The following is an 18,257-nucleotide window of genomic DNA, read 5'->3' as shown; positions in this document are numbered from 1 at the left end:
GTGCAGCAGATGATATTTGTGATGGATGTTGGCAATACCAACATCAAATGTGGGATGTTCCAGGGAAATGTGCTCGTGCATTCCTTTCGTATGACGACGGACATCGATGCAACGTCCGACCAGTACGGAATACAGATGATTGATTTCTTCAGCTACCTTGAGCATACGCCGATGGACATTGAAGGACTCATCGTTTCCTCAGTTATCCCGTCGCTCAACTACACGCTCGACCATATGTCGCGTGAGTATTTTAAAAAGAAGCCGATGTTTGTCGGCCCGGGCATCAAAACGGGCATCAACATCAAGTATGATAATCCGAAGGAACTCGGTACGGACCGTATCGTAAATGCGGTAGGCGCATACGAACTGTTCGGAGGGCCGGTCATCACCATTGATTTTGGCACGGCAACGAGCTTCGGGGCGATTTCCGAGAAGGGGGATTTCCTCGGCGGGGCAATCTGCCCGGGGCTACGGATCGCGTCCGATGCACTCACGGAAAACACGGCCAAGCTTCCGCGGATCGAGCTTAAACGCCCGGAAACGGTAATCAACAAAACGACGGTCACGTCCATGCAGGCGGGCATCATTTACGGCTATGTGGGGCAGGTACAGTATATCGTCGAAAAAATGCAGGCGGAAATGGGCGGCGCGAAGGTCGTGGCGACAGGCGGTTTTTCCGAATTGATTGCACAGGAGACAAACTGTATCGACGAGATCATACCGACGCTTACGCTGATCGGTCTCAATAAAATTTATATGAAAAACTGCTGAGGAAAAGGAGTTACAGCTATGAAAAACGTAAAAGTGGCAATTCTCGGCATGGGTACCGTAGGCGGCGGTATCTATCAGCTGATTGAACAGGAAGGAAAGAACATCGAACATAAAGACGGAATCTGTCTCGAGGTCAAAAAGACATTGGCTCTTTCTTATGCGGTAGATGTACCGGAAGAGAAGAAAGCCAAGGATATCGACGAAATCGTAAACGATCCGGAGATCTCTATTGTAGCCGAGGTCATGGGGGGCCAGCATCCATCCAAGGAATTTATCCTGAAAGCCCTCGAAGCAGGCAAAACGGTCGTTTCCGCCAACAAAGACATGATCTCTCAGAACTGGCCCGACCTGGAAGCAGCGGCAAAGCGCAGCGGCGCAGGGTTCTATTTCGAGGCGGCTGTGGGCGGAGGAATCCCAATTTTGCGGGCGCTCAATGATTCCATGCAGGCCAACAGCATCGACCGGATTTACGGTATCGTCAATGGGACGACAAATTATATCCTGACCAAAATGGACGACGAGGGACGCGATTTTGCCGATGTATTGAAAGAAGCGCAAGAGCTCGGTTATGCGGAAGCAAACCCGGAAAGCGATGTTGAAGGCTACGACGCGCGCTATAAGCTGTCTATCCTCGCTTCGATGGCGTTCCACGCGCGTGTGCCTGTAGATAAGATCTATTGCGAAGGAATCACGAAGATCACCAAGGCGGATATCGCCATCGGGCGGGAACTCGGTTATGTGGTGAAACTTCTGGCCATTGGAAAAAAAGATGCGGACGGCGGCATTGAGGTGCGCGTACATCCGACGATGATCCGCAAAGACCACGCGCTCGCGAGCATCAAGGGCTCGTTTAATGCTATTTTCATCAATGGCAGCGCCGTAGGCGAGATGATGTGGTACGGCAAGGGCGCGGGGGATTTCCCGACGGCGAGCGCGCTTGTGTCGGATATGGTATATGCGGTACACAACGCGGACCATCCGCGCTATGCGACGTTTGAGAATACCTACGAGGCAGCCGGCGTCAAATTCAATGACAACTGGCTCACGGAATATTTTATTCGAACGGATGTACAGGATAAACCGGGTGTGCTTGCGAAAATCGCAGGGATTTTCGGTAAACACGGCGTAAGCATCGAAAGCGTGATCCAAAAAGGTGCAAAGCCGGGCGAAGACAGCGCGCCGCTGATTTTGGTGACGCACAAAGCGCACGAGCTTGACCTGCGCCGGGCAATTGAAGAAATCAAGGAGCTTGACGCGGTGGTCGGCGTTCCAAACTGCATCCGCGTAGAAAAATAATTGCCCGCAGGTGCTGCGAAGCAATAGGCTGCGAAGGTTTGGGAGCCTCCCGGTAAAGAAAAGGACACTATTAAGACAGGAGTTTAAAAGAATGATTATTGGAAAACATGAAGCGGTACAGGCAGATAAGCTCGGCGGAAACGGCGAAGGCAAAGCGCAGCTTATGTCTTGGCTGGGGGATGCGGAAATGTGCCCTAACCTCTCCCTGCTTACGACAATCACGCTCGAGCCGGGCGCGACGGTAAGCGATCACCCGCACCACGGCGAGGCGGAGATATACTGCCTTACGCAGGGCAGCGGCGAATATAACGACAATGGTAAAACAGTGCCCGTTGCGGCCGGAGACGTCACCATCTGCTATGATGGTGAAACGCATGGCCTCAGGAATACGGGAGACGGGGAACTGGTGTTCCACGCGATCATTGTCAAAGGGTAACGCTCACAGGGGAACTTTCCCGAAAGGAGAAATCTGATGGATCTGACATGGCTTTGGATTTTAATCGGCATTGTAGCGGCGATCGTCGTCATTATTGTCATCTGGTACATTGTTGCTTACAATAATTTTATCAAAATGAAGAACGGCATCGAAGAAGCGTTTGCGACGATCGATGTGTACCTCAAAAAGAGGTTCGACCTGATCCCGAACCTTGTGGAAACGGTCAAGGGGTATGCGGCGCATGAACGCGGTACGCTCGACGAGGTGACGGCAGCCCGCAACAGCGTGGCGAATTCTTCTACGACAGAGGAACGCCTTGCAAATGAAAACATTCTTTCCGGAACGCTCCGCAGCCTGTTCGCGGTAGCGGAAGCATATCCGGACCTGAAGGCAAATACGAACTTCCTCGATTTGCAGAACCAGCTCAATATGGTGGAAACAGATCTCGCAAATGCGCGTAAATATTACAATGCCAACGTGAGGATGTTCAACACCAAGCTGGAGACTTTCCCGACGCGGCTGATCGCCAAAAAGTTCAACTTCACGAAACAGCCGATGTATGAAGTGGAAAATGCAGCAGAGCGCGAAAACGTGAAGGTGCAGTTCTAAACAACACAGAAACAAAATACGCAGCCGCAAAAGCGGCTGCGATTTTGCTAAAGAGGGATTATGAAAAAATTTCTATTGCTTCTGGTTGCGCTGGTTGTGCTGCTGGTTCCTGCGGTTGGATCTGCACAGACCTATAATTCCAACTTTGTGATTGAGGATTACCACAGGGAAATCACAGTACATGAAAATAACACTTACAGCGTGGAAGACACGATGACCGTGAACTGGCTAGAACCCATGCACGGGCTTGGGGTCGATGTCCCGACGCGCGCAGACGTAACGCGGCGTTACAATGGTGAGATCTATAAAGATACTTATCAGGTTATAATAAGTAATGTTTTTGCAGACGGGCAGTATGATACGGAAAAAGACGGGGATATCCTCCAAATTAGAATGGGTGATCCAGACACATACGTAACGGGAGAGCAAACCTATCATTTCGGCTATATGATGGATCCGGGCGACGATGGCAGGCCGGAATTTGATGAATTCAATTTCAACCTGCTGGAACCCTTATGGCCCGCGCCAGTGGAACATTTTTCTTTTGCCATTTATATGCCGAAAGACTTTGATACGGCAAATATTGGTTTTTCCACGGGCTCCTATGGGACTTCCGGCTATAACATGGATGCGCTCAAATACCAAGTGGACGGTACGACAATTACGGGCGAAGTGGATCAGCAAATTGCGCCGTATGAAGGCGTCAACATCCGTATCGAGCTTCCGGACGGATATTATGTGGGCGCCCGCGACCCGCATAGCCAGGTTTTTCCATGGATTATCGGCGGCCTGGCGGTGCTTGCCATCGTGATTGCGCTCTATGCTACCGCAGGAAAGAAAAAACAGGAAATACAAACCGTTGAATTTTATCCGCCCGAGGGTATGAACTCCGCGGATGTAGGTTATATCATAGACGGCGTTGTGGAAGATAAGGACGCGGTATCTCTGCTTATCTACTGGGCGGATCAGGGCAATCTTGAGATTCACCAGGAGGATAAGAAGGATTTGCGCTTCCAGAAGCTGAAAGACCTTCCAGACACGGCAAACGATTACGAGCGTATCCTGTTTGACAAAATGTTTGCGGGACGGGACAGCGTGCGCATCAAAGACATGCAGTATAAGTTTGCGTCTACCATCGCGGCTGTAAAAGACCGGATTAAGGATAAATACCAAACGGGACAAAACCTCGTGTTTACTAAAAAATCGACAAGGCGGCAAAGCTTTACAAGCGCGGTAGCGGTGCTTCCCGCCGTTCTCATGTTTGCGTTCGGGAATTACCTGGAATCCTACGAATGGTTTGCGGCAATTTTTTCCGGGGCGATTGCATGGATATTTGGCGGTATGTTTACGTCTATGCTGTGCACAAATGTAAACAAGTGGAGGTCGGAAAAGCTTTCTGCCAAAACGGGATCCATGATCGTAAATGTAATTTTATTCGCGGCATTCTTCGGAGTGGTGGCGCTGTTCAGTATGGATAGCTTTGGCCTGTGGACCGTCGTGCCCATTGCGGCGTCTGTCATCATGGTGATTCTTGCCACGCAAATGCGCAGGCGCACGGACCGGGGCGCACAGTGGTCAGGCCGGATCCTCGGACTCAAACATTTCATCGAGACGGTGGAAGCGGATAAGCTTAAGATGCTGGTAGAAGGCGATCCTAAATATTTCTACAGCATATTGCCCTATGCGTATGTTTTGGGAGTGACGGACAAATGGGCTAAGCAATTTGAAAGTATTGCCGTCGAGCCCCCAAGCTGGTATTACGGATATAACGGCTCCGTATTCACGACGATATGGTTTGCGAGCATGCTTTCCAATAGCCTGTACTATACGCAGCAGAATATGATGGCAACCAAAAGTTCCGGCGGCAGTGGTTTTGGCGGCGGCGGAATTGGCGGAGGAGGCGGTTTCTCCGGCGGCGGCTTTTCCGGTGGTGGCTTTGGCGGCGGCGGTGGCGGTGGCTGGTGACGTCGCAACACGCCTTTTAGCTAGCTTCGCCGCTTCACGGCAAAGCATCGCCTTATTGGCGGTTGCTCCTTTTCCCTATACGATCCGCTTGCGCTGGGATCGTACAGGGCACCCGGGGAAGGCATCGCAACACGCCTTTTAGCTGGCTTTGCCGCTTCGGGCCTGCGATAAAAAAATGATTAGAAAACGGGAGTGGCGGTTATGAACGGAACGGTTCTTATCACCGGCGCGTCACGCGGCATTGGCAGGGCATGTGCGCTTGCATTCGGCCGGGCGGGCTGGTGTGTGGCGGTAAATTATAATAAGAGCAGACAGGAAGCGGAAGGGCTCCTGGATGAATTGCGCCGGATGCACGTAAGCACGGATCTTTTCCGGGCAGACGTATCCGATGCCATGCAGGTTGCAAAGATGATTCAGGAAATAGAATGCCGGTTTGGCAGTGTAAACGCGCTCGTAAATAATGCGGGCATCGCGCAGCAAAAGCTGTTTACAGATATTACGGAGGCAGAATGGCAGCATATGTTTGACGTCAATGTAAAAAGCATGTTCCTGTGTACGCAGGCCGTACTGCCGGGGATGGTCAGCGCAAAACGCGGATGTATCGTCAACCTTTCCTCTATCTGGGGAATAACAGGCGCATCGTGCGAGGTTCACTATTCCGCCTCAAAGGCGGCGGTGATCGGCTTCACAAAAGCTTTGGCAAAAGAGGTGGGGCCTTCCGGAGTGCGGGTCAACTGCGTCGCGCCCGGTGTAATCGAAACGGATATGACCGCGGGATTGGATGAAGGTGCGCGGAGGGAACTTGCAGAGGAAACGCCGCTTGCATGCCTCGGGACGCCTGAAGATATCGCGCAGGCCGTATTATTCCTTGCGGGAGAAAGCGGGCGCTTTGTCACCGGACAGGTACTGTCCCCAAACGGAGGCCTTGTTATCTGATGTTACGCTATGTACGCGGAAAAGCAGGATTCTGCATAGACTCGGCCTGCATATCCAAAGAGGTAATGATTTTTCATTTTTGCAGGAAAAAATTATGTAGTTATGATATGATACTAGAAATATAAAGCAGGAGGTATAACGATATGGAAGTAGAGACGAAATGCCTGCATGAAGGCTGGAAGCCGAAAAACGGGGAACCGCATGCGCTTCCAATTTACCAGAGTACGACCTTTAACTACGATTCCACAGAACACATAGGAGATCTTTTTGACCTCAAAGCGGAAGGCTATTTTTATACGCGCCTCGCGAATCCGACGGTTGGGTTCGTGGAGGAAAAAATAGCGGCGCTCGAAGGCGGCGTGGGCTGCATGTGTACTTCCTCCGGACAGGCTGCAAATATGATTGCGCTCCTGAACATTATGGGAGCGGGCGACCACATGATCTGCGCCTCCGAAGTATACGGCGGGACGATTAACCTGTTCGGGGTAACGTTGGAAAAACTGGGGATCGAATGTACGTTTGTAGACCAAAACGCACCGGATAGCGAACTTGAAAAGGCCTTTCGTCCCAACACAAAGCTCGTGTTCGGCGAAACGATTGCCAATCCGGCCATCAGCGTATTCGATATTGAACGTTTTGCAAATCTCGCGCACCGGCACGGAGTACCGCTGATCGTGGATAACACGTTTGCCACGCCCATCCTGTGCCGTCCTTTTGAATTCGGCGCGGATATCGTAACGCATTCTACATCCAAATATATGGACGGCCATGCAGTACAGCTTGGCGGAGCGATCGTCGACAGCGGTAATTTCGACTGGAAAGACTATCCGGGACTTACACAGCCGGATGAAAGCTATCATGGCGTGACGTATACGGAAACGTTCGGCAAACTTGCCTATATTACGAAAGCACGCACACAGCTCATGCGCGATATCGGCGCGAGCCCAACGGCGCAGGGAGCGTTTTTATTGAATCTCGGCATTGAGACGCTTGCGCTCCGCATGGAACGCCACAGTGCGAATGCGCAGGCCGCGGCCGAATTTCTGGCGGCGCAGCCGGAGGTGGAAGAGGTCAACTATCCGGGACTCAAAAGCGACCGGTATTACGAACTGGGGCAAAAATACCTGCCGAAAGGCGCAAGCGGCGTCGTTTCCTTCTCGCTCAAAGGAGGGCGCGGGGCGGCTGTAAAATTTATGGACAGCCTTGAACTGGCTTCGAACGTGGTGCATGTGGCGACAGTAAAAACCTGTGTGCTGCACCCGGCGAGCGAAACGCACAGGCAGCTTTCGGATGAACAACTGGTTGCCGCAGGCATCACACCGGGGATGATCCGTCTTTCGGTCGGCATAGAAAATATCGGCGATATTATCAAAGATCTGGAAAAAGGGTTTCAGGCCGTTCGCTGAGCGGCATCAAACAAAATGATAAAACATCAAAGGGTCCATGGCACTTTGCTCGGTCATGGGCCTTTTTAATGGGGGAAAATTGCCTTGTATGTTCCATGCAGTTTAATAGGCTAGTTTGATAAAAATTACACAAATCTAGAGAATAACAATTGCAATTTAAACGTTTATCGTTTACAATTTTATTATGATAAAAAAAGTCTTTTGTAAAAGTATAGAAATGCCGAAAGGTTTGGGCTGGAGTTATGAATGATCGTAAAGTCAGCACGATTGAGCTGAAAAAGATGAACAGGAGCAAGATTTTTCGCTACCTGTATAAGAGAGAGCCGCAATCAAAACAGGATATCGCTTATGCCCTGCGCATGAGCTTCCCAACCGTGGCGCAGAATATAAAGGAACTCCAGGAACAAGGCCTCATCGTCGATGCAGGAATGTTTGAGTCGACAGGAGGCAGGAAGGCACAGGCCATTGTCTATAATGCCGAAGCGCGCTATGCAGTCGGTCTCGATGTAACGCGGAACCATATCGGGGGGGTCGTCATTGATTTGGGGTGTAACATTAAAACCAATCTGCGGATCAAGTGTCCTTTTGAAAATACTCCGGTTTATTTTAAAAAAGTCGCGGAATTCACCAATGACATGATAAGCGGCCTGCAGATTGAAAAAGAAAAAATACTTGGAGTCGGCATTTCGGTTCCGGCGATTGTTTCCGAAGACCGCTCTGAAATGACATATTCCCCGCTTCTGGGTATGCGAAAAGGCAATTTGGAAAGCTTTAAACAATACCTTGATTTCCCTTGCGTTTTGAATAATGACGCGAATGCGGCGGGGTTTGCGGAAATCTGGAACAAAAAAGAGTCGGTAGATATGGTCTATCTTTCCCTGAATAACAGTGTAGGCGGGTGTATTATACTGAATAACACCGTGAATTTTGGAAAAAACCAGCGCGGCGGTGAATTTGGGCATATCACAATCGTTCCCAATGGAAAAACTTGCTACTGTGGGCAGCGTGGCTGCATGGATGTATATTGTAATGCCAAAATACTTTCCAATGCCACAAACGGAAACCTGGAGCGTTTTTTTTACGAAATACGCAATGGAAGCGAACGGCATTTGAAGATATGGAAAACATACCTGAACCATTTGGCTGTGGGGGTAAACGATCTTCGTATGGCCTTTGACTGCGACATTGTAATTGGCGGATATGTCGGGGCGCAGATGGGGGCGGAAGAGATCCGGCAGCTGCGCGGCCTTGTTGCGGAACGGAATACATTTGAGTTCGACGGAAGTTACGTAAAGGGATGCAGCTACAAGTCGGAGGCAACGGCGGTTGGCGGTGCCCTCTACTATGTCGACCAATTTTTAAACTCCATATAACGTCAGCCGGATTTACGTTTGCTGCCTCCCGTATCAGATAGCGGGAGGCTTTTTTATACGATTGCATTATTTTTTTAAAAATTTTACCGAATTATAAAATTTTCTATTGACACATAGATTTTTTTGACGTATACTTCCATTAACAAGTTTTCAAAACATATTTAAAATGATTTTAATTAATTAAAACAAAATACTTTGAACGTTCACAGAATGATCAACGGAGGAATTGAATCATGACGAACAAGGCGGCTTTTATGACCGATTTGGAAAAAATGGAAATCAGAGAGATACCGATGCCGGTTCCCGGAGACGGGGAGATTCTCGTAAAGCTGGAATATGTCGGAATCTGCGGAAGTGATGTGCATTACTATGAATACGGGCGCATTGGGGATTTCATCGTGAATGGAGACTTTATTCTAGGACATGAATGCGCGGGAACAGTCGTAAAGACCGGAAACGGCGTAAAAACCCTTCGGGAAGGCGACCGGGTTGCGCTTGAGCCGGGCATCACCTGCGGTGAGTGCGAATTTTGCAAGACGGGAAGATATAACCTTTGCCCGGACGTACAATTTCTGGCGACGCCCCCGTATCAGGGATGCTTCGAAAATTATATTACATTCCCGGAGAACATGGCATTTAAGCTTCCGGATACTGTCTCTTCAAAGGAAGGCGCGCTGATTGAACCCTTGTCGGTCGGTTTGGAAGCCGCAGAACAGGGGAACGTAACCCTCGGAAGCAGCGTACTGATCCTGGGAGCCGGATGTATCGGACTCACCACGCTCTTGGCCTGCAAGGCGCACGGAGCTACAGATATTACCGTAGTTGACGTTATCCCAAAGCGTTTGGACAAAGCGCTTGAGCTGGGCGCGACGAATGTGATAGACGCCTCGCAGGAAGATGTGTTGGCTGCCTGTCAAAAACTGACCGGCGGGGAAGGCGCGGAAGTCGTAATTGAAACGGCGGGGGCCGTCAAAACAACGCAGCAAACTCCCTACCTTGTAAAACGGGGCGGAACAATCGTTCTGGTAGGGATGGCGCCGCAGGATGAATTTGACTTTAATTTTTCAAAATTGATGGGTGAGGTTGCCGAAATCAAAACAATTTTCCGTTATAAAAATCTTTTTGGAAAAGCAATTAAGGCTGTGTCGACCGGCCTGATCGACATCTCTAAAATTGTGACGCATGAATTTGGATTCGAAGAGATTGCGCATGCGTTCGACGTAAATATGCACCAGAAAAACGATGTGGTGAAAGCGGTTATCCGGATCAATTAACCAATCAGAGATGTCTCAGGGAAGAGTACGAGGTCAAAAGCTTGAGGACTAAGCCCAAAATTCCAAACGATATTCGCCAATTCATATTTTTCATATGGGCCGCATTTGCAGCGAATGGCCTTTGCGGCCGCGATTCGAAAACGAGATAAACAACACATTTGAAATAACGGAGGTAGTTATGGCACTGGATTCCAGAGAAAGGCTGATTAAAACAATAAACCATGAAGATCCCGGAAAAGTCGTTGTTGACATGGGTTCTACAACCGTAACGGGGATACAGGCACATGCCTTGCGGCTGCTGCGGGAGAAAATGGGCCTTGAGGAAAAACCCGTTAAGGTAAACGAACCGTTCCAACTCCTAGGCATGATTGAAGAAGATACCCGCGAATGCCTTGGGATCGACGTAGTGGGAATTGACCCCAACTACACGGTGTATGGCTTTGAAAACAAGGACTGGAAACCTTGGACTCTTCCAAGCGGCGATCCGGTCGAAGTAGCAGGCGGGTTTGAAGTAAAAGAAGGCCCCGATAGAGAAATTTATATGTTCCCCTGTGGAGACCGCAATACAAAGCCGTGTGCAGTGCTGATGGAAGGAGGATATTTTTTTAATAATATCACACGAATCAGGAAACCATACGACGAGGCAACATCAAGTGCAAGGGAAGATTTTAAAAATGATTTTGCAGTGCTGTCAGAACACAAGCTGCGCAATGTCGAAGAGAAGGTCAACTATTATTATAATAACACAGGATATGGCATGATTTATTCAAGCATCTTAACTGCTATGGGAGACATGGGCTTCCTGCAAGGGCCGGCCGTGAAAGAACCCGATGGAATCAGAGACCCGCAGGAGTGGCTGCTGGCATATTACACCGCCCCCGATTATGTGCATGATTGCTATGAAATGCAAGCCGAAATCGCCATTGAAAATGCAAAGCTCCTTAAGGAAGCCACCGGAGATAAAATGCAGGTAATGATGGTGAGCGGAACAGATTTTGGAACGCAAAACGGACCGTATATATCAAAAGACATGTTCCGGGAATTTTACCTCAAACCCTTTCAAAAGGTCAATGGATGGATTCATGAAAATACAAACTGGAAAGTCTTTTTTCACACATGTGGATCAATCGTAGAATTGCTGCCGGACCTGTACGAAGCCGGGGTGGATATTCTGAATCCTGTGCAATGCTCGGCCGAAGGAATGGATCCCGTCATGCTGAAGCAACAGTGGGGAGACCGGTTCGTGTTCTGGGGCGGCGGGGTTGATACGCAAAAAACGCTTCCCTTCGGAACGCCGGAAGAGGTGTATGAAGAGGTATCGCAGCGGCTTGGGATTTTTGCGCCGGGAGGCGGCTTTGTGTTCAATACAATCCATAATGTGCAGGGGCCGACGGATGCGGAAAATCTGGAAGCGATGTTCGCCGCAATCGCGGATTACAATAAAAAAATGGAAAACAAATAAACGGGGAGTATGGAAGTTATGAGTGGAAATGAAGCAAAAGAACTTCAGAAGAATGTAAAACGGGGAGGATTCAGGAGGTTTGTCAACAGCAGTGAATTCGGCATCGTGGTAGCACTTGTGGCAATTTGTGTCGTAATGTCGTTTGCGAGTCCATATTTTATGACTTCAGCCAACATCTTCAATGTCCTTCAACAAATGTCGCAGATCACAATTGTTTCCGTCGGCATGGCCCTGGTCATCCTCACTGGCGGAATCGATCTTTCAATCGGTTATACCTTAGGATTCAGCGGATGTGTACTCGCAGTGCTGCTGTCAGGAGGAATGAACATGTTTGCGGTGTTTTTCATCGTAATTGCGCTCGGCATGCTGATCGGCTGCGCAAATGGGCTTCTCATTACACGTCTTGGGATTGCGCCGTTCATCGTTACGCTGGGTACGGGATATGTATTGCGCGGGGCGCAGTTGCTGATATCGGGGGGCAGGGCAGTTACCTTCGACAGCCCGATTTCGTTCCTTGGCGGCGGCTATGTCGGGCAGTTGCCGTTCTCGGTCATCATCATGTTCATCGTTGTTATTGTCGGCGTGATCTTCTCAACAAGGACGCTGACCGGAAGAAATATTTATGCCGTAGGGAACAATGAACGCGCTGCTGAACTCTCGGGTATCAATACCAAAAACCTTAAGCTTCTGGTTTATGTAATTCAGGCAGCGCTTGCGGCACTGTGCGGTATCGTTGCGGCAGGCAAACTGCATGCGGCAGATTCCCAACTTGGCAGCGGCTTTGAAATGGATGTAATTGCCGCCGTGGTCATTGGCGGATTCAGTATGGCCGGCGGCGAAGGAAAAATGTGGAGCGTTCTTGTAGGATCGGCTATCATAGGGCTGATTAAAAATGCATTCGTGCTTCTGGGCGTCACTTCTTATTGGCAGACGGCAATGATTGGCATTGTAATTCTTGTGGCAGTGTCCATTGCGCCGATCAAGAATATCATTAACAACCGCCGGAAAGAAGTTGTTTAACCGTATTTCATATCAAGTGAAATAGATCAAAACAAATTAGGGAGGAAAGAAATGAGAAAGACAAAGAAAACGGTAGCACTGTTATGTGCGGTATTGCTTCTGGTATTTGCGCTTGCAGCCTGCAGCGGCAGCGGCACGGGAACGGCGGCTTCGGCTGACGGTTCACAGAGTGCGGCGGCTCCTGCGGAAAGTGAAAGTACAGGCGAAGAAAGTGCAGCACCGGCGGAGAGTGCCGCTGATGCCGGGACCATCATCGAAGGAGCGAAGGTAGACCTTGACAGGATCAGTGTGGAGGCGGTGGAAAACACAGAAGGAAAAGAGATCAAAATTGCATCCTTGTGCATTCCTTACGGACCGTTCTGGTTGGAAGTGGTGAGCGGCATTGAATCTGCAAAAGCGCTGTTGGCACAGGAAGGATATAATGCCCAGGTTGATATCATCACTTTTGAAGACATGAATGCGCAGGCGATGTCGGATGCGATTGAAACATGCATCGTCCAGCAATATGACGTTATCACTTTGTTTGGTGCTTCCGATACGCTGATTCCGGCGATTGACAAGGCAACGGCGGCAGGCATCCATGTATATACCTATAACACGGATACAACCGAGCCGTCCACACGGGTTGCATTCGTCGGGCAGGATCTCTATGCGGCAGGACAGAAATCAGCGGACCTGATGGCTGAACTTCTGGATGAAAAAGGAAAGGTCGGCATTATCACAGGCCTGTTCAGCCTTTCTTCCCACGAACTGCGCAGGACTGGTATGGAAGATGAACTAGCGGAGAAATATCCCGATATTACGGTTATCCCGGCGGTAGAATGCAACGACAACGATGATGTCGCATATACGGTTGCAAAAGACCTGATTACAGCAAACCCGGATATGAACGGTATTCTCGTAACAGCATCCGGACAGATTGGCGTAGCCCAGGCAATCCGCGACCTCGGCCTGCAAGGCGAACTGAAAATGGTCTGCTTCGATTACCAGGATGCAATTGTCGATGGCCTGCGCGATAATACGATTCAGGCAACCATAGCGCAAGGGCCGTTTGATCAGGGCGCAAATCCAATCATTTATGGCTACAATTACTGCATTACGGGCACTCCGGAGGTAGAAGGAAATGCGTTCACGGCGCTTGATGTCATTACGCCGGAAAACGTAGATGAATATCTGGATAAGATCGGCTACGTTTATGGAAATGGCTGATTGTAGGAAAGTTTGTTCCTGAGGCAGGGAGGCTGAAGTATATACTGCAGTCTCCCTGTAAAAAACGTCCGGCAGGAATGCCCGGACAAACCGAATACTTGGAGAATATGCATATGGATACAGAAGTGATCTACTCGATCAAAAACATATCAAAGATTTTTCCCGGGGTAAGAGCCTTAAACCATATTAGTTTCGATATCAAAAGAGGGGATTTCCATGCAATCGTGGGGGAGAACGGCGCGGGAAAATCTACCCTTATGAATGTGCTTGCCGGAATTTACACGCCCGAGGAAGGGGAACTTTTTTTCGGTGGCAAACAAATTAAGTTGAAAAGTCCAAGACATGCGCAGGATATGGGGATTGCGATGATTCACCAAGAACTTTCCCTGTCAAATGCGTTGAGTATTGCAGAAAATATATACGAAAATAGGCTGCCAAAAAACAAACTCGGCCTGGTAGACTTGAAAAAATTATATCAGGATACGACCAGTGCAATGAAATATGTAGACCTTGATTATCTTGATCCCCGAACATTAATCCGGGAAATCAGTACCGCCCAGCAGCAACTTGTGGAAATTGCCAAGGCATTGGCACTCAATGCAAAGCTGATTATCATGGATGAGCCTACCAGCGCGCTCACACAATCTGAGGTTGAAACGCTGTTCCGTATCATCAGCGACCTGAAAAGCAAAGGAATCACTATTATTTACATCTCGCACAAATTGGATGAGGTGATGCGGCTATCCGATACGATCACTGTAATGCGCGACGGAGAACACATTGAGACCACTGCGGCTGCGAATATGACGATGCAGCGGATGATCTCCCTGATGGTCGGCCGGGAATATAATATGGAAACCATAAGGGATTCCTTTGTGGAAAGTTATACGAACCGCAAAGTGGTACTGGAAGTGGAGGACTTATGTGTCGGCCGGAAAGTACAACATGCCAGCTGGAAGCTGTATGAAGGGGAAACACTCGGCATTACTGGTCTTGTAGGCGCAGGCCGCAGCGAAATGTTGCAGGCTGTTTTCGGTGTGGATAAGAGGGATAGCGGGACAATCCGGGTCATGGGACAGGAGAAAAAAATGGCGAGCGCCAGAGAAGCCATCGAATGCGGAATGGGACTTGTCCCCCAAGGCAGGAAAGCGCAGGGATTGTTCCTGAACCTGAGTGTAAAAGATAATATGACGTCAGTTTATCTGAAAAAAATGCGCGGGAAATCAGGGCTGTTGAACTTAAAAGGCGAAGACGGCATCACCTGTGAATACGCCGAAAAACTTAGGGTAAAAACGCCGACGATTGATCAATTAATCAAAAACCTGTCAGGCGGAAACCAGCAAAAAGTCATCATAGCAAGGTGGCTGATGAATCATCCCAAGGTACTGTTTCTCGACGAACCGACTCAGGGCATCGACATTGGGGCAAAAGAGGAGATTTATGCCATTATTAACGATTTGGTAAAACAGGGCATCAGTGTGGTTCTCGTGTCATCTGAAATGCAGGAAACGCTGACTCTATGTGACAGGGTCATTGTGATGCACGAGGGAAAGATTATGGGAGAACTCATGCATAACGAATTGTCCGAAGAAAAAATTATGTATTACGCAACAGGATGTGAAAGCTAAGGCCAAATAAAAAGACGCACCTTAAAATGTGCGTCTTTTTATTTGGTATGTTTTATTTGATATATTCCATCAGGTTTTCCCGCCCGAGCCGTCTGTCAAGCTCAAGGAAAATATTTTCACAGCTGCGTCCGCCAAGGCCAAACCGCTCCGCGCCCGCGTCAGCCATTTCCAGCATTGTGTCGAGGTCTCGAATCCCGCCCGCCGCCTTTACTTTTACGTTTTCGCCCGCGGCTTCTTTCATGATGCGCACAATTTCAACGGTAGTCGGCTTCCCGTGAAATCCCGTACTGCTCTTTACCCAGGGAGCGCCCGCGCTTGCTACGAGTTCGGAAGCCTTGGCAATTTGCGCTTCGTCCAGCAGCGCCGTTTCGATAATCACCTTTACGGGAACTTTTACGGCTTCGCATACCGCCGTAATATCTTGCTTTGTATACTTAAGATTACCGGAAAGGAACGCGCCGATATTCATGACCATATCAATTTCCTGAGCGCCCAGAAGCTCAAGCTGTTTTGCTTCGTAAACCTTGGTGGATGTAAGCTCTCCGCCGTAAGGAAATCCCGTTACCGAGCCGTGGAGAAGCTCATAACCAATCGTGTTTTTCATAGTGCGTGCAAGGTAACACGGGAGCGTAATTGTAGAAGCACAGTGATAGGCTTTTGCAATATCACAAATGCGGTCGACATCCGAAAGGCGCGTATCCGCCGCTACAGCCGTAATATCAATCATATCCGGCAGCGTTTCCAAAGAAACCATAACATGATCCTCCGATAATTCAAACAATTTTATTGGTTAGCAATCGTTGCAGCTTGCCAGAGCGTCCTGCGCCAGCCGTCTGCGGAAAACTGCGGTTTCCGGGGGAAACCATCCTTTGACTGGCCCGCCTTGTGCAGCATATATTTGGGACTGCGGCGGCGGTATACCGAACCAAAACACAGCCCGCGCAAGGTTTTCCGGGAGGGAAAACACCACACGCAATGAAAAGCTGCCATACTTTCTGTTGCGCGCGGCGCAACAATTAATTTACTGAAAGCAGTATTATCATAGACCGGGAAGCGCTGTATTGTCAATGAATAAATTGAAGAATTTTTCGATATTTTGTTGTATAATTTTTCTGTGCGAATAATCAAAACGAGGTGGCAGCTATGGATATTGAACGGGTAAAAGAGTTTTTCAGGCAGGACAGGTTTGTACAAGCGCTTGGGATTGAAATTAAAAGCGCAGATAAGGGCATATGCGAATGTACCGCGGAAATCGCAGACCAGCATCTCAATGCCGGGAATGTGGTGCAAGGCGGAATGATTTTCACCATTGCGGATTTCGCGTTTGCGGTTGCGGCCAACTGCAAGCATGGAAATGTGGTGTCCCTGAACAACAACATCACATATGTACGTCCCCCAAAGGGCAAGACGCTGGTCGCGCGGGCAAAGGAAACTGCCTTCACACGGAAAACATGCCTTTACGAAGTCGAAATCACGGACGATCTTGGCACGCCCGTGGCCTTTATGACCGTTTCCGGGTTTATCAAAGAAGGAAGCATCGGGCTGGAACGGTAATTTGCCGGAACCAAAAAGCAGGGAATTTTCCCTGCTTTTTAGTTTCGTTTCATTAGCTGCTGCAAAATCAAGTCGTTGCTTTTTTTGCCCGGTCCTTTTTGAGCGCCAGCGTTATCAGGATGCCTGCAACCGAGGCAATGGCAGGCACAAGGAATGTCCATGCCGACGGAATACCATCCGGCGTTACCACTTTTGCGATGGCGGGGAAAAGCAGGCCGGAGACCGCGAACGCAATCATTACAAGTCCGTAATTCACCCCATTGTTCTTAATGCCGAAATAATCCGCCGTAACAGCCGGATATACGCCCGCGCTCCCGCCAAAGGCAAAAGAAACGAGCGCGATGAGGACAATGAAGAAGTAACTCTGCGCAAACGTCAGCAGCAGGATGCTTACAAGCGTGATTCCATAAAGCAAAAACAGCACGTTCCTGCGTCCGATGCGGTCGGATAGCCACGGCGCCAGAAGCCTTCCAGCGGCGGATGCCATACCCGTAGCCATCACGCCCGCAAGGGCTGCGGCTTCGGTAAGGCTGCGGAGTTCCCCCAGTGATTTCAGCAGCGGATTGATGATAAAATATGCAGGGGTCAAAAGCAGCATACTGAGGAAAATAAAGTAATAATATTTTGTTTTCAGAACTTCGCCGGGCGTATATTGTTTTTGCCGGGAAAGATCGGGAAGCGCTATTTCAAATTTATCCATATATTCCCTGGAAGGATTTTTTACGAACCAGCCGAAAACGAGGATAACGGCAAGGAAAATGATGGAAAGCGTAAAAAATGTCTGGGAAACGCCTGCTGTTTTCAGTAAGGTGTTGACCACAGGCGTAAAAACAACCGTTGAGGCCCCGAAGGTGCACACGATCACCCCGGTTGCAAAACCTTTCTTATCCATGAACCATTTTTGCGCGCAAGAAATAGTTGAAGTATAGGCCGCGCCCACGCCAAACCCTGCAAGACCGCCGTAAAACAGCCAGATGAGTTGCGGCATCTCCCGCGGTACGAAGGAGGAAAGGAAAATACCTGCACAAAACAGGATGCCGCCAAGGAAAACCACAGGACGGGGTCCTTTTTTGTCGTTGATCCTGCCGCCGGCTACGATGCCGAGTACAAAGGTGGCGAGCATAATGGAAAATGTGACGGACGCGTCCGCCGCGCTCCAGGAATAATATTCCATAACGGCGGGCTGGAAAATGCTCCAGATGTAAATGATTCCGATGCACAGTTGGATCACCGCCCCCGCGACAAGCGGCAGCGCCTTGTTCTCTTTTTTTCCCATGAGAAATACCCTCCAAACCGGATTTTAATGTATTAACCTAAT

The 18,257-nt window shown here is 49.3% G+C and carries 16 protein-coding genes; 14 read left to right on the top strand and 2 right to left on the bottom strand.

Translation table 11 applies throughout. The features are described 5' to 3' along the window. Window positions 1-9 precede the first annotated feature (9 nt). The 13 genes from H8S18_RS13330 to H8S18_RS13270 all read left to right on the top strand — a co-directional run bounded on the left by H8S18_RS13330 (window position 10) and on the right by H8S18_RS13270 (window position 15,385). Window positions 10-771: a type III pantothenate kinase gene (locus H8S18_RS13330; RefSeq protein WP_186858761.1), complete on the top strand. Its 762-nt coding sequence runs from the start codon at window positions 10-12 to the stop codon at window positions 769-771. Between the two features lie 18 nt (window positions 772-789). Continuing rightward, a complete protein-coding gene (locus H8S18_RS13325) occupies window positions 790-2,067 on the top strand; it encodes a homoserine dehydrogenase (protein ID WP_186858760.1) in 1,278 nt (425 codons plus the stop codon). Between the two features lie 91 nt (window positions 2,068-2,158). Then, on the top strand, window positions 2,159-2,503 hold the full coding sequence (locus H8S18_RS13320) for a cupin domain-containing protein (RefSeq protein ID WP_186858759.1): 345 nt from the start codon (window positions 2,159-2,161) through the stop codon (window positions 2,501-2,503). Window positions 2,504-2,539: 36 nt separating this feature from the next. Next, a complete protein-coding gene (locus H8S18_RS13315) occupies window positions 2,540-3,112 on the top strand; it encodes a LemA family protein (RefSeq protein ID WP_186858758.1) in 573 nt (190 codons plus the stop codon). A 60-nt stretch (window positions 3,113-3,172) separates the two neighbouring features. Further along, window positions 3,173-5,077: a DUF2207 domain-containing protein gene (locus tag H8S18_RS13310; protein ID WP_186858757.1), complete on the top strand. Its 1,905-nt coding sequence runs from the start codon at window positions 3,173-3,175 to the stop codon at window positions 5,075-5,077. 201 nt (window positions 5,078-5,278) lie between these two features. Beyond that, window positions 5,279-6,013, top strand: coding sequence for an elongation factor P 5-aminopentanone reductase (gene ymfI / locus H8S18_RS13305; protein WP_186858756.1), 735 nt, complete (start codon window positions 5,279-5,281; stop codon window positions 6,011-6,013). A 143-nt stretch (window positions 6,014-6,156) separates the two neighbouring features. Continuing rightward, window positions 6,157-7,419 (top strand): O-acetylhomoserine aminocarboxypropyltransferase/cysteine synthase family protein, encoded by a 1,263-nt coding sequence (locus tag H8S18_RS13300; protein WP_186858755.1) that lies wholly within the window; start codon window positions 6,157-6,159, stop codon window positions 7,417-7,419. Window positions 7,420-7,661: 242 nt separating this feature from the next. Beyond that, on the top strand, window positions 7,662-8,792 hold the full coding sequence (locus H8S18_RS13295; RefSeq protein WP_186858754.1) for an ROK family transcriptional regulator: 1,131 nt from the start codon (window positions 7,662-7,664) through the stop codon (window positions 8,790-8,792). Window positions 8,793-9,025: 233 nt separating this feature from the next. Then, window positions 9,026-10,066 (top strand): NAD(P)-dependent alcohol dehydrogenase, encoded by a 1,041-nt coding sequence (locus H8S18_RS13290; protein WP_186858753.1) that lies wholly within the window; start codon window positions 9,026-9,028, stop codon window positions 10,064-10,066. A gap of 178 nt (window positions 10,067-10,244) precedes the next feature. Then, window positions 10,245-11,528 carry a uroporphyrinogen decarboxylase family protein gene (locus tag H8S18_RS13285; protein ID WP_186858752.1) on the top strand — a complete coding sequence of 428 codons (1,284 nt, stop codon included), beginning with the start codon at window positions 10,245-10,247 and terminating at the stop codon, window positions 11,526-11,528. An 18-nt stretch (window positions 11,529-11,546) separates the two neighbouring features. Beyond that, window positions 11,547-12,548, top strand: coding sequence for an ABC transporter permease (locus H8S18_RS13280; RefSeq protein ID WP_186858751.1), 1,002 nt, complete (start codon window positions 11,547-11,549; stop codon window positions 12,546-12,548). Between the two features lie 51 nt (window positions 12,549-12,599). Then, complete coding sequence (locus tag H8S18_RS13275; protein ID WP_186858750.1) at window positions 12,600-13,757, top strand: sugar ABC transporter substrate-binding protein; 1,158 nt, start codon at window positions 12,600-12,602, stop codon at window positions 13,755-13,757. A gap of 113 nt (window positions 13,758-13,870) precedes the next feature. After that, window positions 13,871-15,385, top strand: a complete 1,515-nt coding sequence (locus tag H8S18_RS13270; protein ID WP_186858749.1) for a sugar ABC transporter ATP-binding protein — start codon at window positions 13,871-13,873, stop codon at window positions 15,383-15,385. A gap of 52 nt (window positions 15,386-15,437) precedes the next feature. On the opposite strand, the gene deoC is transcribed toward H8S18_RS13270, so the two are convergent. After that, the gene (gene deoC, locus H8S18_RS13265) at window positions 15,438-16,139 is read right to left on the bottom strand and encodes a deoxyribose-phosphate aldolase (protein ID WP_186858748.1); all 702 of its coding nucleotides are present in this window, start codon (window positions 16,137-16,139) and stop codon (window positions 15,438-15,440) included. Between the two features lie 389 nt (window positions 16,140-16,528). On the opposite strand from deoC, the gene H8S18_RS13260 reads away from it, so the two are divergent. Further along, entirely contained in the window at window positions 16,529-16,939 is a 411-nt protein-coding gene (locus H8S18_RS13260; RefSeq protein ID WP_186858747.1) for a PaaI family thioesterase, read from the top strand. Between the two features lie 67 nt (window positions 16,940-17,006). Here the strand turns inward: H8S18_RS13260 and H8S18_RS13255 are convergent, their stop codons facing one another. Continuing rightward, a complete protein-coding gene (locus H8S18_RS13255) occupies window positions 17,007-18,215 on the bottom strand; it encodes an OFA family MFS transporter (RefSeq protein WP_186858746.1) in 1,209 nt (402 codons plus the stop codon). Window positions 18,216-18,257: the final 42 nt, after the last annotated feature.

Source organism: Christensenella tenuis (assembly GCF_014287795.1).
In the GTDB taxonomy this organism is placed as follows: domain Bacteria; phylum Bacillota; class Clostridia; order Christensenellales; family Christensenellaceae; genus Christensenella; species Christensenella tenuis.
Note: the sequence above shows the minus strand (reverse complement) of the source record. Positions and strands in the feature narration are given on the sequence as shown.

Bases quoted from the DNA above. Each gene is read 5' to 3' on its own strand.
- H8S18_RS13330 (WP_186858761.1), top strand. From the start codon at position 10: ATGATATTTGTGATGGATGTTGGCAATACCAACATCAAATGTGGGATG.
- H8S18_RS13325 (WP_186858760.1), top strand. From the start codon at position 790: ATGAAAAACGTAAAAGTGGCAATTCTCGGCATGGGTACCGTAGGCGGC.
- H8S18_RS13320 (WP_186858759.1), top strand. From the start codon at position 2,159: ATGATTATTGGAAAACATGAAGCGGTACAGGCAGATAAGCTCGGCGGA.
- H8S18_RS13315 (WP_186858758.1), top strand. From the start codon at position 2,540: ATGGATCTGACATGGCTTTGGATTTTAATCGGCATTGTAGCGGCGATC.
- H8S18_RS13310 (WP_186858757.1), top strand. From the start codon at position 3,173: ATGAAAAAATTTCTATTGCTTCTGGTTGCGCTGGTTGTGCTGCTGGTT.
- ymfI (WP_186858756.1), top strand. From the start codon at position 5,279: ATGAACGGAACGGTTCTTATCACCGGCGCGTCACGCGGCATTGGCAGG.
- H8S18_RS13300 (WP_186858755.1), top strand. From the start codon at position 6,157: ATGGAAGTAGAGACGAAATGCCTGCATGAAGGCTGGAAGCCGAAAAAC.
- H8S18_RS13295 (WP_186858754.1), top strand. From the start codon at position 7,662: ATGAATGATCGTAAAGTCAGCACGATTGAGCTGAAAAAGATGAACAGG.
- H8S18_RS13290 (WP_186858753.1), top strand. From the start codon at position 9,026: ATGACGAACAAGGCGGCTTTTATGACCGATTTGGAAAAAATGGAAATC.
- H8S18_RS13285 (WP_186858752.1), top strand. From the start codon at position 10,245: ATGGCACTGGATTCCAGAGAAAGGCTGATTAAAACAATAAACCATGAA.
- H8S18_RS13280 (WP_186858751.1), top strand. From the start codon at position 11,547: ATGAGTGGAAATGAAGCAAAAGAACTTCAGAAGAATGTAAAACGGGGA.
- H8S18_RS13275 (WP_186858750.1), top strand. From the start codon at position 12,600: ATGAGAAAGACAAAGAAAACGGTAGCACTGTTATGTGCGGTATTGCTT.
- H8S18_RS13270 (WP_186858749.1), top strand. From the start codon at position 13,871: ATGGATACAGAAGTGATCTACTCGATCAAAAACATATCAAAGATTTTT.
- deoC (WP_186858748.1), bottom strand. From the start codon at position 16,139: ATGGTTTCTTTGGAAACGCTGCCGGATATGATTGATATTACGGCTGTA.
- H8S18_RS13260 (WP_186858747.1), top strand. From the start codon at position 16,529: ATGGATATTGAACGGGTAAAAGAGTTTTTCAGGCAGGACAGGTTTGTA.
- H8S18_RS13255 (WP_186858746.1), bottom strand. From the start codon at position 18,215: ATGGGAAAAAAAGAGAACAAGGCGCTGCCGCTTGTCGCGGGGGCGGTG.